The organism is Agrobacterium sp. 22117, assembly GCF_052045735.1.
GTDB lineage: Bacteria > Pseudomonadota > Alphaproteobacteria > Rhizobiales > Rhizobiaceae > Agrobacterium > Agrobacterium cavarae.
Genome location: NZ_JBQEPP010000003.1, coordinates 342,820 through 367,545 on the forward strand (window position 1 = coordinate 342,820; position 24,726 = coordinate 367,545).

Genomic DNA, 24,726 nt, shown 5'->3' on the forward strand with positions numbered 1-24,726 from the left:
CTCTTAGGAGGACGAGCTGCACGGCGAGGGGGCCATGGCTGAAATCGCCGGATTGCTGTTTCCGTTTTTCGGGCTGATCCTGATCGGCTATGTGGCGGCGCGGGTCACGCGCCAGCCCGCCGAAGCACTCGGTTGGCTGAACACCTTCATCATTTATGCCGCGCTTCCGGCACTCTTCTTCAAGCTTGTTGCCCGCACACCGGTCGATCAACTGGCGCGGATGGATTTTGTCGTGCTCAGCCTCGCCGCCACCTACACGATCTTTCTCTGCCTCTTTCTCATCGGCTACTATGTACGGCGCAACAGTTTTGCCGATTGCACCATACAGAGCTTCGCAGGCGCCTATGGCAATATTGGATACATGGGCCCGGGGCTTGCTTTGCTGGCACTTGGAGAGCGCGCGGCTGTTCCTGTCGCCCTCATTGTCTGCCTCGAAAACGCCGCGCATTTCATCGCCGCACCGGCTCTGATGGCCATTGCCGGCGGCGATAAGCGATCCCGCTTGAAACTTGCAGGCGATGTCGCCCGCAAGGTGCTGACGCACCCTTTCATCATCTCGGTAATCGTCGGTTTCGTCGCTGCCGTGCTTTCCTGGCGGCCACCTCAGCCTGTGCAGCAACTGGTGGATTATCTGGCACAATCGGCAGCACCCTGCGCACTCTTCGCCATGGGCGTGACGTTGGCGCTCCGGCCGCTCAAGCGGGTACCGATAGAGATCAGCTATATCGTGCCGGCCAAGCTGATCCTGCATCCGCTGCTGGCTTACGTTCTGATGTCATCTTTTGGCAACTTCGACCCCATCTGGGTGTCGACGGCGGTTCTTCTGGCAGCACTGCCGACGGCCACGAATGTCTTCGTCATCGGCCAGCATTATCAGGTCTGGCAGGAACGCGCATCGGCGACCATTCTGATCTCCACCGTGCTCTCCGTCTTCACGGTCTCGCTCGTGCTTTATGTCATTCGCGCAACGAGCGTCTGAGGCTTCCCATAATCAGCGAGGGCAGGGCCTTGATACCGCGGCCTGGCTCGATGCCCTCGCGCATCACGAGACCGCGGAGCGGCCCGACATTGCCAAGAACGTGAAGTCCCGCCGCACGGGCCATCTGCATCGGCAGCATGCCGGACAGAAGTGACCGGTTGAGAAGATCGACACTGAGCGTGCGGCTGAAAACGTCGGCGCGGCGTCGGCGATCGAATGTCGCGCCGGCGTCTGCCGGGATCGCGCCACCGGTCAATGTGCCGAGCATGTCGGTCAAGACGATGATGTCGCGAAGGCTGAGATTGAGCCCCTGCGCGCCGATCGGCGGAAAGCCGTGCCCAGCCTCGCCAATGAGCGCCACGCGTCCCTTGCCGAAGGCGCGGGCCGTCATGCTGGAAAGCGGCCATGTCTGCACGCCCTCTTCAACGGAAACCGTGCCGAGCATGGACTGCATGCGCTCTTCAACGCGCTTGCTTAACGTTTCCAGCGGCAGCGCTTCAAGTTCTGCTGCCTGCTCTGGTTTGACCACCCATACAAGGCTGGATCGATCGCCGGGTAGCGGAACCTGCGTGAAGGGTCCCGTCGGGGTATGAAACTCTGTTGAGATATTGCCGTGCGGGCGGGTGTGCGAGAAATTGAGAACGACGGCAGTTTGCGGATAGGACCAGCTTCGAACTCCGATCCCTGCCGCCTCGCGAACCTTGGAATGTCTGCCATCCGCGCCGATGACAAAGCTGCTCGAAACCGTCTCTCCGTTTGTCAGCATGAGTGAGACGTCATGAGATCCGACTTCCACCGTATCGACGCTGGCATCGACGAGGGTGATGTTGTTTTCCTGCGCAACAGCTTGCGAAAGAACGCTGAGCAATGCGCTATTCGGCATGTTCCAGCCGAAGGCGGCAAGCCCGATCTCCGACGAGCGGAAGGCGACCGTCGGCGCGCGCAGCAAACGGTCGGTGCCATCGATGATCTGCATCGTAGAGAGCCGCGCAGCGGATGGTTCGATTTTGGACCAAACCCCAAGCCGGTCAAGAAAGCGGATGGACTGATCCATCAGAGCCGTCGTGCGGCGGTCGGTTCTCTCGGATTGAGGCGCAATGAGCGCGACGTTTCGGCCAGCGCGTGCAATGGCAAGAGCTGCGATTTGTCCTGCAAGTCCAGCGCCGACAACGGCAACTTCGAAGTTCTTCATCGTCCTGTTCCATTCCTGCAGTCGAGGCTCAACACATAGTGGCTTTGCGCCGTCGAATCCAGAAGCCATCTGGTCAGAGATTGCCATATCGGCGCAGCCGGATACTGATTAAGTTCGAGGATAAGCATTCCCGCATGGTTGCAAAGAGCGGTGAATGGTCGCATATCGGATAGAGAGAATGAATAAGAGCGGGGCCGTTACGCTGTCATGAAGATCTTCAACTACAGACGCGTACCCTATGCCGAAATCCGGGCGTTCTCCGTTCACATCCTGACAGCCTCCGGTTCCTTTCTTGCCTTCCTTGGTGTCGTCGCCGCCGCTGAACATCGTTTTGTCGACATGTTCTGGTGGCTCGGCCTCGCGCTTCTCGTCGATGGCATCGACGGGCCGATCGCCCGCAAGGTGCAGGTCAAGGAAGTCCTTCCCAACTGGTCCGGTGACACGCTGGATAACATCATCGACTACGTCACCTATGTGTTGCTTCCTGCCTTTGCTCTCTATCAAAGTGGCATGATCGGGGAGCCATGGTCCTTCGTCGCCGCCGGCATGATCGTGGTCTCCAGCGCGATCTATTATGCCGATATGGGCATGAAAACCGACGAGTACTTCTTCTCGGGCTTCCCGGTTGTCTGGAATATGGTGGTGTTCACGCTCTTCGTCATCGATGCAAGCGCCACCACGGCCATGATCATCGTGACGGTATCGGTGATCCTGACTTTCCTGCCGATCAACTTCCTGCATCCAGTCAGAGTGAAGCGGCTCCGGTGGCTGAACATGGCGGTTTTCCTGCTCTGGTGCGTGCTGAGCGGATACTCGCTTCTCCTGCATTTTCAGTCGCCTGATTGGCTTGTTGCCGGGGTCGTCATCACCGGCATCTATCTCTATTGCATTGGCGGTATTATGCAGTTCGCTCCGTCTCTTGGGGCGAAAACCCGCTGAGAAAAACAGTGGTTTAAAACCATCCCTGGATCGTTGTTTTTCAGTTGTACAGCGTCACAAAAAAGGATTTAGTACGCATAAAGAGCAGTGCTCAATTTTAGTGCAAGGGTGTCGATCCGCTCGTTAAGCCTCATAGAAGTGCGGCGATCGGTGAAAAGGGGAACAGGTGACGGAAACGGTTGCGTCTGGGGCTTCGCCCCTCTTGTCCGTGCGCCAGCTGACCAAGCTGTTTGGAACATTCGCCGCATGCAATGCGATCGATCTCGATATTGCACCTGGCGAGATTCACGCTCTTCTCGGTGAGAACGGTGCCGGAAAATCCACCCTCGTCAAAATGCTCTTTGGCGTGCTGGAACCCTCCAGCGGAGAGATCGTCTGGAACGGAAATTCTGTTCGGATCGGTTCACCGGGTGAAGCCCGCAAGCTGGGCATTGGCATGGTATTCCAGCATTTCTCCCTCTTCGAAGCGCTGACCGTCGCTGAAAACATCGCGCTCTCGCTCGATCCCAAGATTTCTCTGAAGGAAATTGCGCGGGAAGCTGAAACACTCTCCAAGGCATACGGTCTGCCGCTCGACCCTTACGCCCATGTTGCTGATCTTTCGGTGGGCGAGCGCCAGCGCATCGAGATCGTTCGCGCTCTTTTGCAGAACCCAAGGCTTATCATTCTGGATGAACCGACCTCTGTGCTGACACCCCAGGAGGCGGACCGCCTGTTCGAGACGCTGGAGAAGCTGAAAGCCGAAGGGCGTTCGGTGCTTTACATCAGCCATCGTCTGGAAGAGGTACAGCGCATCTGCGATCGCGCCACTGTATTGCGCCACGGCAAGGTCACGGGGGCCTGCGACCCACGCCAGGAAACGCCCGCCTCTCTGGCGCGCATGATGGTCGGTTCCGATGTTGCAGGCATTCAGCGCGACGACGAATGCACCATCGGTGACGTGGCCGTTGAAATCATCGGTCTCTCTGTTCCGGCACGCACGCCCTTTGCCGTGTCACTCAAAAATATCGCCATGAAGGTGCGCGCGGGCGAGGTGCTTGCCATCGCGGGTATTGCCGGCAATGGACAGGGCGAGTTGTTCGACGCGCTATCCGGTGAATATCCCGTCTCGAAGGACGACGCGATCTTCCTGCGTGGCAAGCCCGTCGGTCGCATGGGCATCAATGGCCGCCGGTTGCTGGGGGCAGGCTTCGTCCCGGAAGAGCGCCACGGCCATGCCGCCGTGCCGAATATGAGCCTCTCCGACAATCTTCTCCTGGCGCGCTGTCGATCCGACAAGAAGGCATTCCTTAGCGGCGGTTTCCTGAAAGTCGTCCGTCATTCGGTGATCAAGAACGCCGCCAAACGCATCTCCGAACACATGGATGTGCGCAAGAGCGGCGAAGACCCACTCGCCGGTTCGCTCTCCGGCGGCAATCTGCAGAAATTCATCGTCGGTCGCGAGCTCGATCGACAGCCATCGGTTCTCGTCGTCAATCAGCCGACATGGGGTGTGGATGCAGGGGCGGCAAGCCGTATTCGCCAGGCGCTCGTGGACATGGCGAAGGGCGGATCGGCTGTCATCGTGATCAGCCAGGATCTCGACGAGATCTTCGAGGTTGCGTCAAGCATTGCCGTTATTTCCGACGGGCAACTGTCCAGCGCCTATCCGGCAAAGGAAATGACGCGTGAGAAGATCGGCCTGTTGATGGGTGGCGTGCACGCAGGCAGCACAGGGCAGGCAGGGCATACGGAGCAGGTCGTTCATGCGCATTGAACTGGAAAAACGCGCAGGGGTCTCCAAGCTCTTTGCCATTCTCTCGCCGCTCCTGGCTCTGGTGCTGACGCTTATCGTTGGTGCCATCATCTTCGCAGCGCTCGGCAAAGAACCCGTCGGCGCACTCTACAGCTTCTTCATCGAGCCTTTGCTGGAAGTCTGGTCCCTGCATGAACTTGCGGTCAAGGCCGCGCCGCTGATCCTGATCGCGGTCGGGCTTGCCATTTGTTATCGGTCGAACAACTGGAATATCGGCGCGGAAGGTCAGTTCACCATCGGCGCAATCACCGGCTCCATCCTGCCCGTGTTGAACCCCGATTGGCAGTCGCCAATGATCCTGCCGCTGATGCTTGTCATGGGGGCCGCAGGCGGCGCGCTTTACGCCGGTATCCCAGCGCTCTTGAAGACGCGGTTCAACACCAACGAGATCCTGACCAGCCTCATGCTGGTCTATGTCGCACAGCTCTTTCTCGACTGGCTGGTGCGCGGGGCCTGGCGCGATCCGCAGGGCTACAACTTCCCGCAGACCAAGCCTTTCAACGAAAGCGCCGTCTTGCCTGAACTACTGGATTCGGGGCGTGCCCATTGGGGCGTCGTCTTTGCGCTCGTCGCCGCCGTCGCGCTCTGGTTCATGATGCGCTACATGCTGAAGGGCTTCGAAGTCACCGTGCTCGGCCAATCGGCGCGGGCAGGGCGGTTTGCCGGATTTTCCTCTCGCGGCATGGTGTGGTTTTCGCTGCTCCTGTCCGGCGCACTGGCAGGCCTTGCCGGGATTTCGGAAGTCTCCGGCTCCATCGGTCATCTGCAGCCCTCGATTTCGCCGGGCTACGGCTTCACCGCCATCATCGTTGCCTTTCTCGGCAGATTGAACCCACTCGGCATCATTGCCTCAGGGCTGGTTCTCTCGCTGACTTATCTTGGCGGTGAGGCGGTGCAGATGTCGCTGCAGATTTCAGACAAGGTCGTGCGGGTCTTCCAGGGGCTGCTGCTCTTCTTCGTCCTGTCCTGCGATACGCTGATCCTCTACAAAATCCGCATCCGCTGGTCGCGCAGCGCTGCCCGTGAAGGAGCCGCATGATGGATATGTTTCAGGCGATCCTCCTCACCGTCATTACCGCCGCAACGCCTCTGGTCATTGCAGCGCTTGGCGAACTCGTCACTGAGCGCGCCGGCGTCCTCAATCTCGGTGTCGAAGGCATGATCGTCATCGGTGCGGTCTGCGCCTTCGCCGCCTCGCATCTGAGTGGTTCGCCCTATATCGGCATTCTCGCCGGGATCGCGGCAGGTGCGCTGTTCTCGCTGCTCTTTGGTTTCCTGACGCTCACGCTTGTCACCAACCAGGTGGCGACCGGCCTCGCGCTCACCATTCTCGGTCTCGGCGTCTCCGGCATGTTGGGAGAAAGCTTCGTTGGCGTGCCCGGCGTCAAGCTGCCGAACATCGTCTTTCCTGTGCTCTCGGATATTCCATTTATCGGCCCGATCCTCTTCCGCCAGGATTTGATCTTCTACATCTCGATTGCGCTCGTCTTCGGTATCAGCTGGTTCCTGTTCAAAAGCCGCACCGGCCTGAAGATTCGCGCGATCGGTGACAGCCATTCGTCAGCCCACGCGCTTGGCGTAAACGTCATCCGCACGCGCTATTTTGCCGTGATGTTTGGCGGCGCATGTGCGGGTCTCGCGGGCGCGCAGCTCTCGCTCGTCTATACGCCGCAATGGGTGGAAAACATGTCTGCCGGTCGTGGCTGGATTGCGCTGGCGCTCGTCGTCTTCGCGTCCTGGCGGCCATGGCGGGTGCTGGCGGGCGGCTATCTCTTCGGCGCAGTGACGATCGGCCAGTTGCATGCGCAGGCCTTCGGCATTGGAGTGCCGTCACAGCTACTTTCAGCGCTTCCTTATGTAGCAACTATTGTAGTGTTGATTATCATCTCCCATAATCGGCGCACGACGCTGATCAATACACCGGCATCGCTCGGCAAACCGTTCGTGCCGGATCGCTAAAAATCCAAAAGTCATGCCTAACCAAGCAGGGGTAAAAATGAAAAGACTCATCATCGCATTGGCCGCGTCCGCTGCGGCCATCATCGGCGTCGTTCCGGCCGCGCAAGCTGCCGACGCCAAGAAAGTCTGCTTCGTCTATGTCGGTACGCGCACGGATGGCGGCTGGACACAGGCGCATGATATCGGCCGTCAGGAATTGCAGAAGCATTTCGGCGACAAGATCGAGACGCCGTTCCTCGAAAGCGTTCCGGAAGGCCCTGATGCCGAACGCGCCATCGAGCGCATGGCCCGTTCCGGCTGCGACCTGATCTTCACCACGTCGTTTGGCTTCATGGATGCCACGGTCAAGGTTGCTCAGAAGTTCCCGAAGGTGAAGTTCGAACATGCGACCGGCTTCAAGACGGCGGCAAACCTCGCAACCTATAACTCTCGTTTCTATGAAGGCCGTTACATTCAAGGCCAGATCGCTGCGAAGATGTCGCAGAAGGGTGTGGCCGGCTACATCGCCTCCTTCCCGATCCCGGAAGTAGTGATGGGCATCGACGCCTTCCTGCTCGGCGCACGTTCCGTCAATCCGGACTTCAAGGTCAAGGTCGTCTGGGCCAACACCTGGTTCGACCCCGGCAAGGAAGCCGATGCCGCCAAGGCTCTGATCGACCAGGGCGTCGACATCCTGACGCAGCACACCGACACGACGGCACCAATGCAGGTTGCTGCAGAACGCGGCATCAAGGCGTTCGGCCAGGCCTCCGACATGATCAAGGCTGGCCCCAAGACACAGCTGACCGCGATCGTCGACACCTGGGGCGCCTATTACATCAAGCGCACGCAGGCGCTTCTTGATGGCACCTGGAAGTCGGAGTCGGTTTGGGACGGTCTGAAAGACGGCATCCTGACGATGGCGCCTTACACCAACATGCCGGATGATGTGAAAAAGATGGCTGAGGACACCGAGGCGAAGATCAAGTCCGGCGAGCTTCACCCTTTCACCGGTCCTGTGAAGAAGCAGGATGGAACGGAGTGGCTTAAGGCTGGCGAGAAGGCTGAAGACGGCGTTCTGCTCGGTCTGAACTTCTACGTTGAAGGCGTAGACGACAAGCTGCCGCAGTAAGTCGAAGTGTTTACACGAGAAAGGGCGCGCAATCCGTTTTGCGCGCCCTTTCTTATTGAGGCGTCTTCCTCGAAGCTCATGCCGAAAAGCAAAAGCCCGCCGATGGAGCGACGGGCTTTTTCAAGTCTTTACCGCGCATATGGATGCTGCGGATCGGACAAAATCGTTATCAGAAGACTGCGAGATACTTCAGCAGCGAGATAATACCGATGATGATCACGATGACCTGAGCGATCTGCTTTGCACTGCCGCCAACCGGCAGGCGTGCGATAAGCCACAGCACCAGTACGATGACCAGAAAGGTGATCAGAATGCTGACTAGCGTCGAGGTAACCATATGTCCCAGCTCCTATTTCCGTTTCGATGAACGGCCCGATCACCGTTGCGTGAGTAAAAGCCGCAATTTAGAATTTGGTTCCATTGTGCAAAATGAATTTGCGGGAAATGAAGATTGAGAGCACGTCGCACAAAAGTTCCGCGCGGTCTTTCGATACCAACATGCGACAGAACACAGGCGGAAGCGGTGGAAGCGAATCTGAAAGATCGTAACACCGCATAAGGAGGATGATGTGAGCGAGCTACGGGTTAAGAAGCGGGACGTCGGTGCGACAGCGCTTTTGGGACGCAATGGTCATCCGCAAATAGCAACACCGACCGGCGGAAATCTCTCAGTGGTGACGGCCGCGTCGGAGCCTGGCTTCAATCCGCTCGACCTTCTCTATTCCTCGCTCGCCGCTTGCTTGGCCTTGAGCGCGCGCATTGCAGCAAGCCGCATGGGCGTTCTCGATAGGTTCGAGGCGGTCGAGGCGAAGGTGACGGGAGAAAAGTCTGAGGGTGAACCCGCCCGCATTCTCCGCTTCGACATGCGGCTGACGATCAGCGGTGATTTTGACGAGCCGACGAAGCAGGCAATTGCCCATGAAGCGGAGAGAATTTGCACCGTCAGCAATACGCTGCGCGGCGAGGCGTACTTTCATCTGTCTATCGCCTGATACCGCTCCGAACTGCGCTGGCCGTCAATCAGCGCTGCGTCTTTTCCCATTTGCGGATCAGCCGGTCGCGCTTGAGCTTTGATAGGCGCTTGATCCAGAAGATGCCGTCAAGCTGATCGATCTCGTGCTGAATGCAGACGGCGTGAAAACCATCCGCGATTTCTTCATGTTCAGCGCCCGTCAAATCCTGAAACCGCAACGTCACCTGCCGGGGACGTTCCAGTTCCTCTGTGATGCCCGGCATGGAAACGCTGCCCTCGACATGGCGCATCGTCTCTGTCGAACTCTTGATGATCTCAGGATTGACGTAGGTCAGGATCTTGCCGGGCTCAAGCTCCAGCACGAAAACCCTCTGAAAGACGCCGATATGTGCCGCCGTGATCCCAACACCGGGCGCCGCGCGCATGGTGTCGACAAGGTCCTGCTGTAGGATGACGAGGTCGGGGCCAAACGTCGCGACCGGCTCGCATGGGGTGGCAAGGGCAGGGGCTGGGTATCGGACGATGGTACGAACGGTCATGACGTCTCGGAACTCAAAGATGAAGCCTTCGAAGTGGTGGTCGCAAGCGCTTTCGCCATTTCCGTCAGCTCTACGAAGGTCCGCTGTGTTCGGGCTTCGCGGCGAATGATATGGAGCAGTGTGCCGGAGAGCGCGCTGATCTCCCGTAACACCAAAGCATGGGCAATACCAAGTTTGTTTGAAAGGCTGCGACTGTCACTGCCAAGACCGATATGAACCGCGACAATGAGCGCAGCGCCTGTCGGTTGAAGTCCAGCGGGCGCGACCTGGAGCAGTTCGTCCACCGCGGCCATGAAGCGCGTTGCGGTGTCTTCCTCGTCCATTATGCCGCCGCGGCCTCGCCCCGCAGTCGCACCGACACCAGCACGGATTTGGAGGTTGGGGTGAAGCTGCCTTCGCCATAACTATGTAGCGGCACGAGAACGTTGAGCTCGGGATAGTAACCGCCGACGCTGCCCTGGGGTATGTCATAGGGCACCAGACGGAAATCCTTCGCGATCCGTTCGACGCCATCGCCATATTCGCCGATCACATCGACCCGCTGTTTGGCGTGGGCGCCAAGCGTCTCCATATCCTTCGGGTTCATAAAGATCACCTGACGTTCGCCGTAAACACCGCGGTATCGGTCATCAAGGCCGTAGATGGTGGTGTTATATTGATCGTGGCTGCGGAAAGTCTGGAGCACGAAAAGACCGTCTTTCGACAATGCCGCCTGATGCTCCGTCATTTCCGGCAGGGCGCCGGTAAAGAAGACCGCTTTCTTTTCCGGTGTTTGCCATTCACGCTCAGCTGCCGCGTTGCGCAGATGGAAGCCGCGCGGCACCCGCACGCGCTCATTGAATTCGTGGAAGCCTGGAATGACCCGCTCGATCATGTCTCGAATCAGATCGTAATCATCGGCAAGGGCGTTCCAGTTGACGCGATCACTGCCAAGCGTGGCTTCAGCGATACCGGCAATGATGGCAACTTCGGAACGCAGTTCAGGCGATGCCGGCTCATTTATGCCGCCAGAACCATGGACCATGCTCATGGAATCCTCGACCGTGACGATCTGCGGCAGGCCTTCGGAATTGCGATCGATCTCGGTGCGGCCAAGACATGGCAGGATGAACGAGGTTTCTCCCGGCACAAGATGCGAATGGTTGAGCTTGGTCGCGATGTTGACGGTCAGCTTCTGCTTTTTGAAGGCCTCGATGATCAGCGGGCTGTCGGGCGTGGCACGCAGGAAATTGCCACCGAGCGCGATGAAGGCCTGCGCCTTGCCATCCAGCATGGCGCTGATCGCTTCGACCGTGTTGTGCCCACGGTTGCGCGGCATCGTCACGCCGAGTTCCTTTTCAAGCGCATCAAGCAGGGCAGGCGGTGCCTTCTCGTCGATACCAACGGTGCGATCGCCCTGCACGTTCGAATGGCCGCGAACAGGGCAGAGGCCAGCACCGGGGCGGCCGACATTGCCCCGCAGCAGCATCAGATTGGTGATCTCGCGAACGATAGCGACGGAGTGCTTGTGCTGAGTGACGCCCATCGCCCAGGTGGCGATGACGGAACTGGCACTCATGTAGATGGAGGCCGCTTCCTCGATCGCCTCGCGTGTCAGACCAGACTGATCGAGAATGGTCTCCCAACGCGTTGCATCCACGGCAGCGCGGTATGCCTCGAACTCCACGGCATGGTCAGTCAGGAAGTCGTAATCGATGATGGCTGGTTGACCCGCGGCACGCGCCGCCTCATCGGCCGCGAACACCACCTTGCTGATACCGCGAATAGCGGCCATGTCACCGCCCTGGCGTGGCTGATAGTAATTGGTGGCAATCTTGGTGTTACTGCCGGTGATCATCTCCAGCTTGTCCTGCGGATCACTGAAGCGCTGCAGACCCTTTTCCTTGATCGGATTGAAAACGGCAATGCGCGCACCGCGAAGTGCCGCTCGCCTCAGATCACCCAGCATGCGGGGATGGTTGGTGCCGGGATTCTGGCCGATGACGAAGATCGCATCGGTCTTCTCGAAATCCTCCAGAAGCACGGTCCCCTTGCCGACACCGATCGAGGCCTTCAGACCGACGCCGCTCGCTTCATGACACATGTTGGAGCAGTCGGGAAAATTGTTGGTGCCGTAAAGTCGGACCATCAACTGATAAAGGAAGGCGGCTTCATTGGAGGCCCGACCGGATGTGTAGAACTCGGCGCGATCCGGGCTGTCGAGGCCGCGCAAGATGGTCCCGATCTCGCGAAATGCATCGTCCCAGGACACGGGCACGTATCGGTCTGAGGAACGATCGTAACGCAGAGGGTTCGTCAGGCGGCCTTGTTTCTCTAGTTCGTAATCCGACCATTGGCTCAGAGCGGAGACCGTATGGACGGCGAAAAACTCCGGCGGAACGCGTGCCTCCGTGGCTTCCCAGGACACGGCCTTCACACCGTTTTCACAAAATTCGAAGGATGAGCCATGCTCCGGGTCGCCCCAGGCGCAGCCGGGGCAATCGAAGCCATCGGGCTGATTGGTCTTAAGAAGCGCCTTCGCATTGGACAAGGGTGCTCCGGATTCCAGCAGGCGCTTGCCAACGCTTTTCAGCGCACCCCAGCCGCCGGCCGCGGATGAGGGCTTGCCGATGAAATCCATCTTGCCCATTATAACGTCTCTCCTTGAAGGCTTCGTCTCGATCGGTGCCACGACAGACTCACCCGATCCTTAGTTTGCACTGCAGCATAACAGTTCAGATAGGCGCTTACCTAGCATATATCAATTCTCTGCGTTGCACGGATGCGCGTTTCGTTTTCCCATTAGCGACACCCTGTCCGTGTGTTGACGACATGGAGCCAACCGTCGCTGCGGCGCGATGACGGGGAGGAAGAAGATGAAACCAGTTCTTGCCTAACGGGTTGTTGACATTGTTGTTCTAAACGACAATCTCCAGCCCGTTTGCAAAGCAGGCCAATGACCGGAGAAGGGGGCGCAAGTTGACACAAGCCGACCACGATCATCCCGCAACGGAAGAGGCCAAGCGTCCAGAAGTGATGGCCGACATCTATGCCGACGACGGCTCGATCCGGTCAGACTTTCTCGCCATGGTCGGTGCTGCGATCGCCGATCGCGACGTGCTTTTCCTGCGCGAAAACGTCGCCCGCCTGCATGAATCCGAACTGGGCGACCTGCTGGAATCGATCCAGCCGGAGCAGCGCCACGCCCTCGTGCGCCTGCTGGGCACCGACTTCGACATGACGGCACTGACCGAGGTGGATGAAGCAATCCGCCTCGATATCGTCGAGCAGATGCCGAACGAGCAGATTGCTGCCGGTATCGGCGAACTCGATTCGGACGACGCCGTCTACATTCTGGAAGACCTCGACCGCGAGGACCGCGAAGACATTCTCTCGCAGATGCCGTTCACCGAACGTGTCAGGCTCATGCGGGCGCTGGACTATCCGGAAAGCTCTGCCGGTCGCCGTATGCAGACCGAGTTCGTCGCCGTGCCGCCATTCTGGACGGTCGGCCAGACGATCGATTACCTGCGAGAAGAGGAGGAGTTGCCCGAATCCTTCTCCCAGATTTTCGTTGTCGATCCCACCTTCAAGCTCGTCGGCGCGCTCGATCTCGATCGGCTGCTGCGCTCAAAGCGGCAGGTGAAGATCGAAACCATCATGCACGAAACAAACCATCCCATTCCAGCGGAGATGGACCAGGAAGAGGCAGCCCAGCTCTTCGAGCAATATGACCTTCTGTCTGCGGCGGTCGTGGACAGCAACGGTCGCCTCGTCGGCGTGCTCACCATCGATGACGTGGTGGACGTGATCCAGGAAGAGGCGGAGGAAGACTTGCTTCGCCTCGGCGGTGTCGGCGATGAAGAGTTGTCCGACAGTATCGCGAGCACGTCCAAATCGCGTGTGCCCTGGCTTGGCATCAATCTTATGACGGCTTTCCTGGCAGCCTCGGTGATCGAACTCTTCGACGCCACCATCCAGCAGGTCGTGGCACTTGCCATCCTGATGCCGATCGTCGCAGGGATGGGCGGAAATGCCGGCTCGCAGACGATGACCGTTTCGGTGCGCGCTCTCGCCACCAAAAACCTCGATATCCATAATGCGGCGCGCATCATCCGACGTGAGGCAGGTGTGGGCCTGTTGAACGGCGCGCTCTTCGGCTGCGCGATCGGCATTATTGCCGGCATCTGGTTCCATGACGTGAATATTGGCGGCATCATCGCAACAGCCATGCTGATCAACATGCTTGCAGCAGCTTTGGCCGGTATCCTTATTCCGCTGTTCCTCGATAAGTTTGGCGCCGATCCGGCCGTTTCTTCCGCCGTTTTCGTCACGGCAGTGACCGATATTGTCGGCTTTTTCTCATTTCTCGGCCTGGCAACCTGGTGGTTCGGCATATCAGGATGATGATCGAAAATTGACTTTTACGTGAAGGTCAAACATAATGTCCGGCAGCCAGAATCGGACAAAGCCTTGAATAAGTATTATAGCATTACGGAACTGACGCGCGAATTCGGTGTATCCACCCGCACTCTTCGTTTTTACGAGGATGAGGGCCTGATCCATCCGGAGCGCCGTGGCCGTACGCGCTTGTTCCGCGCCGCCGATCGCAGGCTCATTCAGGAAATCCTCCGTGGCCGCCGCATCGGCTTTACGATCGCCGAAATTCGCGAAATCATCCAGGTTTACAAGGAGCCGCCGGGTGAATCCGGCCAGCTCGAGCTTCTGATGAAGAAGGTCGATGAGAAGCGCGCCGACCTTCGCCAGAAGCGCCGCGACATTGAAGAGACGCTTGCCGAGCTCGACAATGTTGAGGAAGCCTGCCTTACACGATTGGCAGAAATCGGCGTCGGAACCTGACGGACCGCTTCGCCTTTTGCTGTTGAGAGTTGGGCACTGAAATCTGTCAGTAGCGCCAATCTGGCGCCCAACTTCATTCTAGCTTCATGCTCCCCATCGTCGTAATTTAATCCTTTGCTAACCACGCTTGAAGACCCTTTGGAACGGTTAAGTCATGTAACTGTTTTATAGCGTTAGTTTTAAATCGGATCTTCAAGCCCGGGCATGATGCTCGCAATGGTGACTGCAACCGACTGTGTATGTCGGTTCTCGTGACGCAGGGCTGATAAAAAATGTTTCCCTGATCAACGGCGACGCCGCGCCATTATCGTGCGTGGCATGGGTATATAGATTTATGTTGGACGAGCATGCGCGTATTTCCGCGCTTAAGAATATGCGCTTACTCGATACTATGCCGAGCGAGCACTTCGATCGTATCACGCGACTGGTGGCAAATTACTTTGGTTTGCCGATTGCAGCCATCTCGTTGACGGACACGGACCGCCAATGGTTCAAGTCGAAAGTGGGCGTCGACCACAACGAGATACCTCGACACAAGGCGCCTTGTTCGCAGGTAGCGGAACACAAGCGTCCTGTGGTCGTGAAGGATTTGCAAAAAGACGATTACTATGCCGACAGCACGCTAGGTCAGGCCGGAATTCGTTTCTATTGCGGCGTTCCACTTGTAACACCGGATGGCTACGGCCTTGGTGCACTCTGTGTCTTGGGGATCGAGCCTTTCGAAGTCACCGATGAACAGATGGCGACCCTCTCCGATCTTGCTGCTATGGTCATGGATCAGATTGAGTTGCACCATTCGATGGGACGGATTGATCCGTCGAGCGGATTGCCGAACCGTCACCAGTTGATGAGTGATCTCTCTGACCTTGCTCTTCACGAAAAAGGTTCAGAGCAGATCATCAGCCTGATTGACCTTGCCCAGACAACGCAGTTCGACCGAATGATGCGCGTCGTCGGCATTTCCTATCTCGATGGTCTGATGACCAAGGTGGCGCGCATTCTAAGGGAGCATCTGGATGGGGGAACATTCGCCTATCATATCGGCCCGACGCAATTCGCATTCATTGTCTCCAGGGGTACGAAGGTCGAAGACTATCGACCGTTCCTGGAGCAGATCATGCGTGCGCTTTATAACGAGGTCGAGTTCCAGATCACCATGACGCCGTCCATCGGCTCGATGGTTTTCCGCCCTGGCGAGACCAGTGCCGAGGAAATTTTACGGTCGTTGCAAAGTGCAGTGCAGGACGCGCGTATTCATCCATCGAAAATCGCCTTTTTTTGCCCCTCTCTCGATGTACAGCATCAGCGCAACTTCATGATCCAGCGCGAGTTTCCACGGGCGATCATCGACGACGCGCAGCTGTCGCTCGTATTTCAGCCGCGGGTGGACGCCGCCAGTGGCCTTTTCAAGAGTGCGGAAGTTCTGTTGCGCTGGACCCATCCAGAGCTTGGCCCAATTTCGCCTGCCGAATTCATCCCGGTTATCGAAGCGTCAGCCTATGCTCGTGAATTGACCATGTGGGTCATCGCGACATCCCTCCAGCAACTTTCCGAATGGAATTCCACAGGTTTTCCCATCAAGCTTTCCATCAACCTGTCAGCCACCAATCTTCAGGAGGCTGACTTCTGGGATCGGCTGAGCGTCGATCTGGCTCGCTTCGGCGTCGATCATGACCAGATCGAATTCGAAATAACCGAGACGGCGATGATGATGGAGACGAAAGGGTCGCAGGACCTGCTCGAAACGCTTGCCGCATCGGGCATTCAGCTATCAATTGACGACTTCGGCACTGGTTACAGCAGCCTATCCTATCTGCAAAAGCTGCCGGTCAAAACCGTCAAGATTGATCGCAGCTTCATCAACGATATGCAGGAAGGCAATCGAGAGCGCGTCCTCGTCCAGTCCATGATCACGCTCTGCCACTCGCTCGGTTACGAGGTCGTGGCGGAAGGTGTGGAGACGCGCGAGCAAGCCGAACTGCTGACCGTCATGGGATGCGATGAGCTCCAGGGCTACTGGTTGTCAAAGCCGATTGCTCCGGACGCTCTCATCCGTTGGATGTCGGAGTGTCACACTGCCCAGCATTACCGTCTTGAAGCGATCAGCGCCTGACTGCGACCTCAAGCTCACCCCGGATTATTGAACCTCCGCCGAGCACTGGGCTGCGACATCCCTAATCTTGCTCTGCTGCTCGATACTGGCTGTATTCGCCATCATCGCGTCGAAGACATTCTCGCTGTGCAGTTTCTCCAGGGTGCAGCCACAAAAGCTTTGGCAGAGATCGAGGTTGTTTTGGGTCTGCATGCAGCTCGCTTCGCAGCTCTTCTTGTAAGCCTCCACCTGATCCACCGGCGGGGGCGGGAAAGTGATCGATCCCAAATAGACCAGCGCGATCAGCACCGGCTGGTGAATGAGGTAGAAGGACAGGCTGTGGCGGCCGAAGAAGGCAAGCAGATTGCGCTTGCCGCTGGGCTTGCGATACCGATCCAGCCACCCGCGCGGCACGGCGATTTGCGCGACACCAAGACCGGCGAGAAACGGCGCCAGGAACGGTAACACCGGCACATAGTCGTTGGAGCGGGGAGGTGCTGTGGCAAATCCGATCCAGGACAGCCAGATTGAGTTGAAGGCATCCGACGAGAAATAGATCGGCGCGAGGAAGGCCAGAACAGCGACGGCCAACGTCACGACCGCAGGCAAGCGCAGAAATATGAGACCGATCAGGCTCGCGACGGCGATATTGTGCAGAATGCCGAAGAAGATCCAGCCACCCGGAACGGCAAAGAATGTCGCAACCGAGATCAGCAACGCTGCACCCGCGACCATCGCAAACCGTTTGCCGAAGGCCGGCCAGTTTATACCCTTTCGATGCGCCAGAAACAGGCTGAAACCTGCGAGAAACAGAAACGAACTGGCAATCGCCCGCGCATAAAGACGCCACAAACCCTCGGTCGGCGTTTCCGGCGGGATATAGCCGAACATCGCGAGATCCCAGGTGAAGTGGTAACTCGCCATGGCGATGAGCGCGATGCCGCGCCATGTGTCGAGAAAGCCGATACGGCCGGACTTGGTAACCGTTGCGGTTGCCTCATTCATTCTGTGATTTCCTTCGCAACGGTGAGGGGGCTTTGCCTGCGCTTCGCCCGCAAAGTGGGGCGATTTCATGACAGGCGATTAATGATCGTCCATGATAGCGAGACGCGCTTCCGAGTAGAACTGGCGTCTCAACAGCGCGACGATGATGATGACGGTCATGACGATGAAGACATAGGCGTTGATAAACCAGCCAAGATAACCGATCGACAAGAAGAAGGTCCTGAGGCCGTCATTGAAATTCTTTGCCGCAATGACATTCATGCGGATGACGTTTTCCGCCGCGCGCTCGGCCGCTTTTCTATCCGCATTTGCCTCATGCATCATCGGCATTCCACCGAAGAGGATGGTGCAATAGTTGAACAGCCGATACGACCAACCGAACTTGAAGAAGGCATAGCCGAAAAGACAGGTCAGCCCGATAACCTTCAGTTCGAAAGCGGTTCGTCCGCCGTAATAGACGAATGGCATGTCCCGAAACACCGATTCGACTCGGTCGGTGGCGCCGAGGAGCGCGAAGCACCCGCCGATCGCGAAAATCGAGGTCGACGCGAAGAAGGCCGTGCCGTTTTGAAGGCCTGCCATGATCTGCGTATCGATCATCTTCAGATCGCGCGAAAGAGAGTTGTATATCCACCGTCTGCGCCGGTCGGCCATGGCTCGATTAAGGCTGGTTCTGCCAAAGGGCGATCGTGCGGTCGTGATATAGGCGTAGGACACCCACAGAACCAGGAATATGACGAGCGCGATGTAGTCCATTGTCGTCATGTCGGTCCCGCCCGTAACCCGCTTCTCGCCTTTTCCGCCAGGCAATGACCTGGAGTGTTTTCGAAGGTTGTCATACCAAGAAATGATTGCAAGGCAATCGAGACATGCTCGCAGAAAAATCCGATCCATTTTAGCGGGCGCTAACCATCCGGTAAGCTTATACCATTAGACAGATCGGCGGGGCTCCGGAGCAGGTATTGAGTACCGGGCCTCTTCTTCTCATTTCCGTTCATTCCATGAGCGGAAAACCCTTGGTCGGAGCATTCTTCATCCGCTTTGTCTGGCTGGTCCTATGTGGGATGAGATTAAAGCACTGCTTAGCGAAGGCGCCTGGCGAGTTCACTCTACAATTCCATCTGTTGTATTTCGATTGAGGACCGCGGGTAGTGCGTCTCTAATGTTTATTGCTGCTTGGACGAACTTCTCGAACTCGTTCATATCAAAGGGAAAGTATTGATGGCTTCCAGGCGCGTTGGCTGCCAGAACCACATACTCACCGCCGCCATCGCGCTTGAGACGGAAGGACATTACGCACGTTCCGTTCATGATAGGAACGTCAGAGCGCCGTATTATCTCTCCTGTCAGCACCCTCTTTATGGACCTAAATATCCCTGCCTTCTCCACCTGCCAAATCCAAGCTGGGGCCACAGAGCAAACTGCATCCCTTGTGCATTCCCGCTGAGAATACCGAAGGGTTCCTACCAAATGCAACGGCATAGAAAAGGAAGGAGTAAAAACCTTTCGTTGCGGATGGCTTTGACACAGCCGGGACTTATCGTTCATCACGGTCCAAAGAGACATCAAATTTGACAAGAGCCGCATCGCATCCTACCTTCATTTCAGCGATCCGACGCTTTCCCCATGAGAGCCGATGTCGACTTGACCGCGCAGCGCGGACGGGCATCAGTCTTTTATGACGGTTACCGCGACGATCCAGCATGATCGACCGGGAGAACGCCTCCATATCTACGAATCGTTCTCTTTTCATGTCTGGCGCCTCAAGGCTTTCGGCACAGTCCGAACTGGCGGTCGGATCGCTCTCAATTTTTCTCCCTGCAGGTTCTGAATGAGCGACATATCTCGTGCCATGCTGGTGCTCGGCGGCGCACGCTCGGGCAAGTCCGCTTTTGCTGAACGGCTGGTGCTCTCGTCTGAGGGTGTCGCTCATTATGTGGCAACGGGCCGCGCCTGGGATGAGGAAATGAAATCTCGTATCGCCAGCCATCGTCTTCAGCGCGGGGATCAATGGATCACGCATGAGGAACCGTTGCATCTGGTCGACACGCTGGAACGACTGGATGACGCGTCCAACACCATCCTCGTTGATTGCTTGACCCTTTGGGTCACGAACCTGATGATGGAGGAGGGGCTGGACGTTGAGGCGGCTTTTCCTCCACTCGTTGAACATGTGGCAAAAGCCAAAGCGAAGATCGTCTTCGTTTCGAACGAGGTAGGCCTCGGCATCGTGCCCGAGAATCGCATGGCGCGAGACTTTCGCGATCACGCTGGTCGGCTGCATCAGAGGATCGCTGCTGTGGCCTCGGAAGTCTATTTCATCGCGGCTGGCTTGCCTTTGAAGATGAAAGGCTAGGTCGCCTATCGCACGCCCGGATTTGCCTCGGCGCGGCCCTCCAACTCTTTAAATCTACGCGTCGTGCTGATCCGAACATCGAGTTCTGTTTTCGGCCCTATGCTGTGGTATCTCTCTCAGCCTCCCACAAATCCGCCACAGAGGCATCGTGATTTGCTGCGTCTGCATCGTTTTGATGCCGACTGCTTGATGCGATTTTATCCAATCAAATCGATCCGGAGCCAGCAGCAAATGTCATCCTCCGCCTTCAAAGCCCTTCTCTGCGGCCTAGCCGTCTCCATCTCCGGGCAAGCCCTTGCCGCGCAAGCAAGTTGGCCGGACACGCCTGTCGGCCGTCTCGCGGCGCTGGCCACCATTCAGGATCTGAGCGTCCAGCTGCTCAGTCAGGACAGCGCGACATTGACACTGGAGCATTGGTGCGCCGACCATAAGCTCGCCGAACACGCGAAAATCTCGGCGGTCCGCCTCAAGGACACGAAGACAGCGCCGGATGAGGTGCGCCACCAATTGAACGTTACCGCCTCCGACCCGCTCGGCTACCGGCACGTTTTGCTGAAATGCGGCGATCTGGTGCTTTCGGAAGCGGATAACTGGTATGTGCCGGATCGGTTGACGACGGACATGAACCAGACGCTGGATACCACGGATACGCCCTTCGGCAAGGTCGTGCTACCACTTCATTTCCAGCGCCACACCGTGTCCTCCCAGCTAATCTGGCAGCCTCTTCCAGAGCATTGGCAAATGGGACAGGCAATTCCCGCCGGCCACAGCACCGCACTGGATATCCCCCAAACTCTGATCACCAATGAAGCCGTTCTCACAAAGCCGGATGGGACCCCGATCAGCTTCGTCATCGAGAACTATAAGGCCGCGCTCCTGAGCTTCCCGCCGCCCGCTATCGCTCGTTGATCGGGTGACCTCGCGGCCGTCCTTTGAGGCTGCGGTCTTGATTTGGATCAAGGTCGCTTGCCGTTGCGGGTGGCAAAGCTGCAAACGACGCGAAAGCATGTTTGCCGCTGTGATTCCGGTTCCTTCGCTCCGCGTCATATCTGATGTGACGTTGGGGGAAGCCAACAATGAACTCTACTTTAGGAATAGCGATGGTGGCCGTAGGGGCCTTCCTCGCTTTGCTCGGGGCGGCCTTCGCTCACGACAATCTTTTCGCCGCCCATATGTGGGTGCTGTTCTTCGTGCTCCTTGTCGGCACGGTCGTGATGCTGCGCCGTGTCTCCTTCGCGCCTGTCGATCCGGCAGTCCAGGCACGCAGGAAGACCGAATATTTCGATGACGTGATCCGCTATGGGGTGATCGCCACGGTCTTCTGGGGCGTCGTCGGTTTTCTGGTGGGCGTGATCGTTGCGCTTCAGCTTGCCTATCCGGACCTGAACATCCAGCCATGGTTCAATTTCGGCCGCGTCCGTCCGCTACATACCTCCGCCGTCATCTTTGCCTTTGGTGGCAATGCGCTGATCGCAACCTCCTTTTACGTGGTGCAGCGCACCTGTCGCGCCAGACTGTTCGGCGGCGACCTCGGCTGGTTCGTCTTCTGGGGCTACAATCTCTTCATCGTCATGGCAGCGACCGGTTACCTGCTCGGCATCACGCAGGGCAGGGAATATGCCGAGCCTGAATGGTATGTCGATATCTGGCTAACCATCGTCTGGGTGGCCTATCTGATTACCTTCCTTGGCACCATCTTCGTGCGCAAGGAACCGCATATCTATGTAGCGAACTGGTTCTACCTTTCCTTCATCGTTACCATCGCGATGCTCCACATCGTCAACAATCTGGCGGTGCCGGTGTCGTTCCTTGGCGTGAAGAGCTATTCGGTCTTCTCGGGCGTCCAGGACGCGTTGACGCAGTGGTGGTACGGCCACAATGCCGTCGGCTTTTTCCTGACCGCCGGCTTCTTAGGGATGATGTACTACTTCATTCCCAAGCAGGTGAACCGCCCGGTCTATTCCTATCGCCTGTCGATCATCCACTTCTGGGCGCTGATCTTCATGTATATCTGGGCTGGTCCGCACCACCTGCATTACACAGCGCTTCCCGACTGGGCACAGACGCTCGGCATGGTGTTCTCGATCATGCTTTGGATGCCCTCATGGGGCGGCATGATCAACGGTCTGATGACGCTCTCTGGCGCATGGGACAAGCTGCGCACCGACCCGATCCTGCGCATGATGATCATGGCCGTTGCCTTCTACGGCATGGCGACGTTCGAAGGGCCGATGATGTCGATCAAGGCCGTCAATTCTCTCAGCCACTATACGGACTGGACCATCGGCCACGTGCATTCAGGTGCGCTTGGATGGAACGGCATGATCACCTTCGGAGCGGTCTATTTCCTCGTCCCGAAACTGTGGCATCGCGAACGGCTCTACAGCCTGGTGCTGGTCAACTGGCACTTCTGGCTGGCCACGCTCGGTATCGTCGTCTACGCCGCCTCCATGTGGGTTGCCGGCATCCAGCAGGGCCTGATGTGGCGTGAGTATGATGCGCAGGGTTTCCTCGTCTATTCCTTCGCTGAAACCGTCGCTGCCATGTTCCCATACTATTTGCTGCGCGCAATGGGCGGCCTGCTGTTCCTCAGTGGCGCAATCGTCATGGCCTACAACATCACCAGAACCATTCTCGGCCATATGCGCGAAGAGAATACCGGCACGGCTGCAGCGCCCAAGCTACAACCGGCCGAGTAAGGAGATCGATCATGTCTATTCTGGACAAACACGGCATTATCGAGCGCAACGCGACCTTGCTTCTCGTCGGATCTCTGGCGGTCGTCTCGATTGGCGGCATCGTGGAGATCGCGCCGCTTTTCTATCTCGAAAACACGATCGAAAAGGTAGAGGGCATGCGGCCTTATTCGCCGCTGGAGCTTATGGGGCGCAACATCTACATCCGCGAAGGTTGCTATGTCTGCCATAGCCAGATGATCCGCCCCTTCCGCGATGAGGTGGAACGCTACGGCCATTACAGCCTTGCTGCAGAAAGCATGTACGACCATCCGTTCCAGTGGGGATCGAAAAGAACCGGACCGGATCTCGCGCGCGTGGGGGATCGCTATTCGAACGAATGGCATGTCCAGCATTTGAGCGCGCCGCGCTCCGTCGTGCCGGAATCGGTCATGCCAAGCTACGCCTTCCTGAAGACGACACCTCTGCAGGTGTCGAATGTGGCGATGGAGCTGAAAGCCAACCGAGCTGTCGGCGTGCCCTATAGCGACGACATGCTGCAGAACGCCGAGGCCGACATGAAGGCGCAGGCGGATCCGAACGCCGACACGACGGCCCTGGAGGCGCGTTATCCCAAGGCAAAGATCGGAGATTTCGACGGTGATCCGACGAAGTTGACCGAAATGGACGCGCTGGTCGCCTATTTGCAGATGCTCGGCACGTTGGTCGATTTTTCGACCTACGACGACGCCGCCGGCTACCGATAGGAGGAGCACGAGATGGAAACCTACACCGCCATGCGCCACTTCGCCGATAGCTGGGGCCTGCTCGTCATGACGCTCTTCTTCCTCTGCGTCGTCCTTTTCACCTTGCGTCCCGGTGGCGGAAAGGCCGCCAGCGACGCCGCCAAGATTCCTCTCAAGGAGGATTGATACCATGTCGGACAAACAGATAGACCAGATCAGCGGCGTCGAAACCACCGGCCACGAGTGGGACGGCATTCGCGAGCTGAACAACCCCATGCCCCGCTGGTGGGTGTGGACGTTTTACGCCACCATCATCTGGGCCATCGGCTACACCATTGCCTTTCCCGCCTGGCCGCTGATCAGCGGTGCGACGCATGGCGTTCTTGGCTGGAGTAGCCGCGCCACTGTGGCAACCGAGATGGCCAATGCCAAGGCAGGCCAGAACGCCTACCTCGACAAGATCGCATCCTTGTCACTGGAAGATATCCAGTCCGACAGCGAACTCATGCAGTTTGCCGTTGCCGGTGGCGCAGCGGCCTTCAAGGTCAACTGCATCCAGTGCCACGGCTCTGGTGCTGAGGGCGGCAACGGCTATCCCAACCTCAACGATGATGACTGGCTGTGGGGTGGTAAGGCAGAGGATGTCTACACGACCATCACCCACGGCATACGCTTCACCGAGGATCCGGAAACACGCGTGTCGGAAATGCCGGCTTTTGCCGACGTGCTGAAGAGCGATGAAATCCGTGCCGTCGCGGCCTATGTCGTCAGCCTGACAGGAACGCCGCATGATCCGGCCATGATTGATGCGGGCAAGCAGATATTCGCCGACAACTGCGCCTCGTGTCACGGTGATGATGCCAGGGGCAACCGCGATATGGGCGCCCCGAACCTCGCTGACGCAATCTGGCTGAAGGCACACGGCGAAGAGGGCATCGTCGCTCAAATCCGGGCACCCAAGCATGGTGTCATGCCCGCCTGGGGCGAGCGTCTGGGAGATACCACGGTCAAGCAACTGGCGCTCTTCGTCCACTCGCTGGGTGGTGGTGAATAGCGCGACTTAAAAGGCAATAGGGGCCGCGTCGTGCGGCCCTTTTCATTGATGCTCCAGAAGGCCCTTCAAAGTCTTCAGATCCGCCAACACGGCGGCGGCATCCCGGTCGTGATCCTCTTCCGTCATGCCCGGCAGTCGTAAAACGGTAAAGGCGATTTCCGCCCCGTCACCATTCGGTGTCACCCGAAGCGCATTGTAGACTTGCATCCCATCCGGCAGCGTCACCGTGTGGTCGATGACGCCAAAATCATTCGGGTCAGCAAAGCGCACGCAGACGTCTCCCAGCGGCCCCGAGGCGATCCAGTCTTTACCATCCTGTCGCAATCCACTTGCCAGACCCGCCGCCCAGCGCGGCATCCTGTTGGGATCTGAGGCGAGGGCATAGACCTCCCGCCATGGCCGATCGATTGTCATGTGCACGATCCGTGAGATCATCGTTGCCATCATTCTTCTTCCGTTCACAGCGCCTGCG

At 57.8% G+C, this 24,726-nt stretch carries 24 protein-coding genes; 16 read left to right on the forward strand and 8 right to left on the reverse strand.

Translation table 11 applies throughout. The features are described from left to right. Window positions 1-34 precede the first annotated feature (34 nt). Window positions 35-979, forward strand: coding sequence for an AEC family transporter (locus ACTJKV_RS10140; RefSeq protein WP_274104137.1), 945 nt, complete (start codon window positions 35-37; stop codon window positions 977-979). Here the strand turns inward: ACTJKV_RS10140 and ACTJKV_RS10145 are convergent. After that, window positions 957-2,171 (reverse strand): UbiH/UbiF family hydroxylase, encoded by a 1,215-nt coding sequence (locus ACTJKV_RS10145; protein ID WP_274104136.1) that lies wholly within the window; start codon window positions 2,169-2,171, stop codon window positions 957-959. The genes ACTJKV_RS10140 and ACTJKV_RS10145 overlap by 23 nt on opposite strands. A gap of 207 nt (window positions 2,172-2,378) precedes the next feature. Between ACTJKV_RS10145 and pcsA the strand changes: the two genes are divergently transcribed. The 5 genes from pcsA to ACTJKV_RS10170 all read left to right on the forward strand — a co-directional run bounded on the left by pcsA (window position 2,379) and on the right by ACTJKV_RS10170 (window position 7,975). Then, window positions 2,379-3,110 carry a phosphatidylcholine synthase gene (gene pcsA, locus ACTJKV_RS10150; protein ID WP_062598080.1) on the forward strand — a complete coding sequence of 244 codons (732 nt, stop codon included), beginning with the start codon at window positions 2,379-2,381 and terminating at the stop codon, window positions 3,108-3,110. Between the two features lie 166 nt (window positions 3,111-3,276). Continuing rightward, window positions 3,277-4,866, forward strand: coding sequence for an ABC transporter ATP-binding protein (locus tag ACTJKV_RS10155; RefSeq protein WP_274104135.1), 1,590 nt, complete (start codon window positions 3,277-3,279; stop codon window positions 4,864-4,866). Beyond that, the gene (locus ACTJKV_RS10160; protein ID WP_113225606.1) at window positions 4,856-5,944 is read left to right on the forward strand and encodes an ABC transporter permease; all 1,089 of its coding nucleotides are present in this window, start codon (window positions 4,856-4,858) and stop codon (window positions 5,942-5,944) included. Before ACTJKV_RS10155 ends, ACTJKV_RS10160 begins: the two co-directional genes overlap by 11 nt. Further along, complete coding sequence (locus tag ACTJKV_RS10165; RefSeq protein ID WP_274104134.1) at window positions 5,944-6,864, forward strand: ABC transporter permease; 921 nt, start codon at window positions 5,944-5,946, stop codon at window positions 6,862-6,864. Before ACTJKV_RS10160 ends, ACTJKV_RS10165 begins: the two co-directional genes overlap by 1 nt. Window positions 6,865-6,901: 37 nt before the next feature. After that, entirely contained in the window at window positions 6,902-7,975 is a 1,074-nt protein-coding gene (locus ACTJKV_RS10170; RefSeq protein ID WP_062425400.1) for a BMP family ABC transporter substrate-binding protein, read from the forward strand. Between the two features lie 169 nt (window positions 7,976-8,144). On the opposite strand, the gene ACTJKV_RS10175 is transcribed toward ACTJKV_RS10170, so the two are convergent. Continuing rightward, a complete protein-coding gene (locus ACTJKV_RS10175) occupies window positions 8,145-8,312 on the reverse strand; it encodes a Thivi_2564 family membrane protein (RefSeq protein WP_111850603.1) in 168 nt (55 codons plus the stop codon). A gap of 232 nt (window positions 8,313-8,544) precedes the next feature. Between ACTJKV_RS10175 and ACTJKV_RS10180 the strand changes: the two genes are divergently transcribed. Beyond that, window positions 8,545-8,967 (forward strand): OsmC family protein, encoded by a 423-nt coding sequence (locus ACTJKV_RS10180; RefSeq protein WP_274104133.1) that lies wholly within the window; start codon window positions 8,545-8,547, stop codon window positions 8,965-8,967. Between the two features lie 28 nt (window positions 8,968-8,995). On the opposite strand, the gene ACTJKV_RS10185 is transcribed toward ACTJKV_RS10180, so the two are convergent. Genes ACTJKV_RS10185 through ACTJKV_RS10195 form a run of 3 tightly spaced genes read right to left on the reverse strand, consistent with a single transcriptional unit; the run spans window position 8,996 to window position 12,116 of the window. Next, on the reverse strand, window positions 8,996-9,487 hold the full coding sequence (locus tag ACTJKV_RS10185; protein WP_274104132.1) for a peptide deformylase: 492 nt from the start codon (window positions 9,485-9,487) through the stop codon (window positions 8,996-8,998). Continuing rightward, entirely contained in the window at window positions 9,484-9,810 is a 327-nt protein-coding gene (locus tag ACTJKV_RS10190; RefSeq protein ID WP_274104131.1) for a hypothetical protein, read from the reverse strand. The genes ACTJKV_RS10185 and ACTJKV_RS10190 overlap by 4 nt, the downstream gene beginning before the upstream one ends. After that, complete coding sequence (locus ACTJKV_RS10195; RefSeq protein ID WP_274104130.1) at window positions 9,810-12,116, reverse strand: FdhF/YdeP family oxidoreductase; 2,307 nt, start codon at window positions 12,114-12,116, stop codon at window positions 9,810-9,812. Before ACTJKV_RS10195 ends, ACTJKV_RS10190 begins: the two co-directional genes overlap by 1 nt. Window positions 12,117-12,502: 386 nt before the next feature. Here ACTJKV_RS10195 and mgtE point away from each other — a divergent pair, with 386 nt between their 5' ends. The 3 genes from mgtE to ACTJKV_RS10210 all read left to right on the forward strand — a co-directional run bounded on the left by mgtE (window position 12,503) and on the right by ACTJKV_RS10210 (window position 16,439). After that, on the forward strand, window positions 12,503-13,873 hold the full coding sequence (gene mgtE, locus ACTJKV_RS10200) for a magnesium transporter (RefSeq protein WP_112519267.1): 1,371 nt from the start codon (window positions 12,503-12,505) through the stop codon (window positions 13,871-13,873). Window positions 13,874-13,939: 66 nt separating this feature from the next. Further along, on the forward strand, window positions 13,940-14,326 hold the full coding sequence (locus ACTJKV_RS10205; RefSeq protein WP_062426111.1) for a MerR family transcriptional regulator: 387 nt from the start codon (window positions 13,940-13,942) through the stop codon (window positions 14,324-14,326). A gap of 334 nt (window positions 14,327-14,660) precedes the next feature. Beyond that, a complete protein-coding gene (locus ACTJKV_RS10210; RefSeq protein ID WP_274104129.1) occupies window positions 14,661-16,439 on the forward strand; it encodes a bifunctional diguanylate cyclase/phosphodiesterase in 1,779 nt (592 codons plus the stop codon). A 24-nt stretch (window positions 16,440-16,463) separates the two neighbouring features. On the opposite strand, the gene ACTJKV_RS10215 is transcribed toward ACTJKV_RS10210, so the two are convergent. Together ACTJKV_RS10215 and ACTJKV_RS10220 are read right to left on the reverse strand one after the other, a co-directional pair. Next, on the reverse strand, window positions 16,464-17,423 hold the full coding sequence (locus tag ACTJKV_RS10215; protein WP_062425393.1) for a DUF1624 domain-containing protein: 960 nt from the start codon (window positions 17,421-17,423) through the stop codon (window positions 16,464-16,466). A 78-nt stretch (window positions 17,424-17,501) separates the two neighbouring features. Further along, window positions 17,502-18,188, reverse strand: coding sequence for a DUF599 domain-containing protein (locus ACTJKV_RS10220; protein WP_274104128.1), 687 nt, complete (start codon window positions 18,186-18,188; stop codon window positions 17,502-17,504). A 1,066-nt stretch (window positions 18,189-19,254) separates the two neighbouring features. On the opposite strand from ACTJKV_RS10220, the gene cobU reads away from it, so the two are divergent. From cobU to ccoP, 6 genes are all read left to right on the forward strand, one after another. After that, the gene (gene cobU, locus ACTJKV_RS10225) at window positions 19,255-19,779 is read left to right on the forward strand and encodes a bifunctional adenosylcobinamide kinase/adenosylcobinamide-phosphate guanylyltransferase (protein ID WP_113179605.1); all 525 of its coding nucleotides are present in this window, start codon (window positions 19,255-19,257) and stop codon (window positions 19,777-19,779) included. A 231-nt stretch (window positions 19,780-20,010) separates the two neighbouring features. Then, complete coding sequence (locus ACTJKV_RS10230; RefSeq protein ID WP_274104127.1) at window positions 20,011-20,688, forward strand: hypothetical protein; 678 nt, start codon at window positions 20,011-20,013, stop codon at window positions 20,686-20,688. Between the two features lie 167 nt (window positions 20,689-20,855). Then, window positions 20,856-22,478 (forward strand): cytochrome-c oxidase, cbb3-type subunit I, encoded by a 1,623-nt coding sequence (gene ccoN / locus ACTJKV_RS10235; RefSeq protein ID WP_113176213.1) that lies wholly within the window; start codon window positions 20,856-20,858, stop codon window positions 22,476-22,478. 11 nt (window positions 22,479-22,489) lie between these two features. Further along, window positions 22,490-23,221, forward strand: a complete 732-nt coding sequence (gene ccoO, locus ACTJKV_RS10240; RefSeq protein ID WP_062437571.1) for a cytochrome-c oxidase, cbb3-type subunit II — start codon at window positions 22,490-22,492, stop codon at window positions 23,219-23,221. A gap of 12 nt (window positions 23,222-23,233) precedes the next feature. Then, complete coding sequence (locus tag ACTJKV_RS10245; protein WP_062425388.1) at window positions 23,234-23,386, forward strand: CcoQ/FixQ family Cbb3-type cytochrome c oxidase assembly chaperone; 153 nt, start codon at window positions 23,234-23,236, stop codon at window positions 23,384-23,386. A 4-nt stretch (window positions 23,387-23,390) separates the two neighbouring features. Then, window positions 23,391-24,254, forward strand: coding sequence for a cytochrome-c oxidase, cbb3-type subunit III (gene ccoP / locus ACTJKV_RS10250; protein WP_274104126.1), 864 nt, complete (start codon window positions 23,391-23,393; stop codon window positions 24,252-24,254). A gap of 42 nt (window positions 24,255-24,296) precedes the next feature. On the opposite strand, the gene ACTJKV_RS10255 is transcribed toward ccoP, so the two are convergent. Next, window positions 24,297-24,698 carry an SRPBCC family protein gene (locus ACTJKV_RS10255; protein WP_112952697.1) on the reverse strand — a complete coding sequence of 134 codons (402 nt, stop codon included), beginning with the start codon at window positions 24,696-24,698 and terminating at the stop codon, window positions 24,297-24,299. Between the last annotated feature and the right edge of the window lie 28 nt (window positions 24,699-24,726).

Bases quoted from the DNA above. Each gene is read 5' to 3' on its own strand.
- ACTJKV_RS10170 (WP_062425400.1), top strand. From the start codon at position 6,902: ATGAAAAGACTCATCATCGCATTGGCCGCGTCCGCTGCGGCCATCATC.
- mgtE (WP_112519267.1), top strand. From the start codon at position 12,503: ATGGCCGACATCTATGCCGACGACGGCTCGATCCGGTCAGACTTTCTC.
- ACTJKV_RS10255 (WP_112952697.1), bottom strand. From the start codon at position 24,698: ATGGCAACGATGATCTCACGGATCGTGCACATGACAATCGATCGGCCA.
- ACTJKV_RS10145 (WP_274104136.1), bottom strand. From the start codon at position 2,171: ATGAAGAACTTCGAAGTTGCCGTTGTCGGCGCTGGACTTGCAGGACAA.
- ACTJKV_RS10165 (WP_274104134.1), top strand. From the start codon at position 5,944: ATGGATATGTTTCAGGCGATCCTCCTCACCGTCATTACCGCCGCAACG.
- ccoO (WP_062437571.1), top strand. From the start codon at position 22,490: ATGTCTATTCTGGACAAACACGGCATTATCGAGCGCAACGCGACCTTG.
- cobU (WP_113179605.1), top strand. From the start codon at position 19,255: ATGAGCGACATATCTCGTGCCATGCTGGTGCTCGGCGGCGCACGCTCG.
- pcsA (WP_062598080.1), top strand. From the start codon at position 2,379: ATGAAGATCTTCAACTACAGACGCGTACCCTATGCCGAAATCCGGGCG.
- ACTJKV_RS10160 (WP_113225606.1), top strand. From the start codon at position 4,856: ATGCGCATTGAACTGGAAAAACGCGCAGGGGTCTCCAAGCTCTTTGCC.
- ACTJKV_RS10245 (WP_062425388.1), top strand. From the start codon at position 23,234: ATGGAAACCTACACCGCCATGCGCCACTTCGCCGATAGCTGGGGCCTG.
- ACTJKV_RS10185 (WP_274104132.1), bottom strand. From the start codon at position 9,487: ATGACCGTTCGTACCATCGTCCGATACCCAGCCCCTGCCCTTGCCACC.
- ccoN (WP_113176213.1), top strand. From the start codon at position 20,856: ATGAACTCTACTTTAGGAATAGCGATGGTGGCCGTAGGGGCCTTCCTC.
- ACTJKV_RS10195 (WP_274104130.1), bottom strand. From the start codon at position 12,116: ATGGGCAAGATGGATTTCATCGGCAAGCCCTCATCCGCGGCCGGCGGC.
- ACTJKV_RS10230 (WP_274104127.1), top strand. From the start codon at position 20,011: ATGTCATCCTCCGCCTTCAAAGCCCTTCTCTGCGGCCTAGCCGTCTCC.
- ACTJKV_RS10140 (WP_274104137.1), top strand. From the start codon at position 35: ATGGCTGAAATCGCCGGATTGCTGTTTCCGTTTTTCGGGCTGATCCTG.
- ACTJKV_RS10175 (WP_111850603.1), bottom strand. From the start codon at position 8,312: ATGGTTACCTCGACGCTAGTCAGCATTCTGATCACCTTTCTGGTCATC.
- ACTJKV_RS10190 (WP_274104131.1), bottom strand. From the start codon at position 9,810: ATGGACGAGGAAGACACCGCAACGCGCTTCATGGCCGCGGTGGACGAA.
- ACTJKV_RS10220 (WP_274104128.1), bottom strand. From the start codon at position 18,188: ATGACGACAATGGACTACATCGCGCTCGTCATATTCCTGGTTCTGTGG.
- ccoP (WP_274104126.1), top strand. From the start codon at position 23,391: ATGTCGGACAAACAGATAGACCAGATCAGCGGCGTCGAAACCACCGGC.
- ACTJKV_RS10210 (WP_274104129.1), top strand. From the start codon at position 14,661: ATGTTGGACGAGCATGCGCGTATTTCCGCGCTTAAGAATATGCGCTTA.
- ACTJKV_RS10215 (WP_062425393.1), bottom strand. From the start codon at position 17,423: ATGAATGAGGCAACCGCAACGGTTACCAAGTCCGGCCGTATCGGCTTT.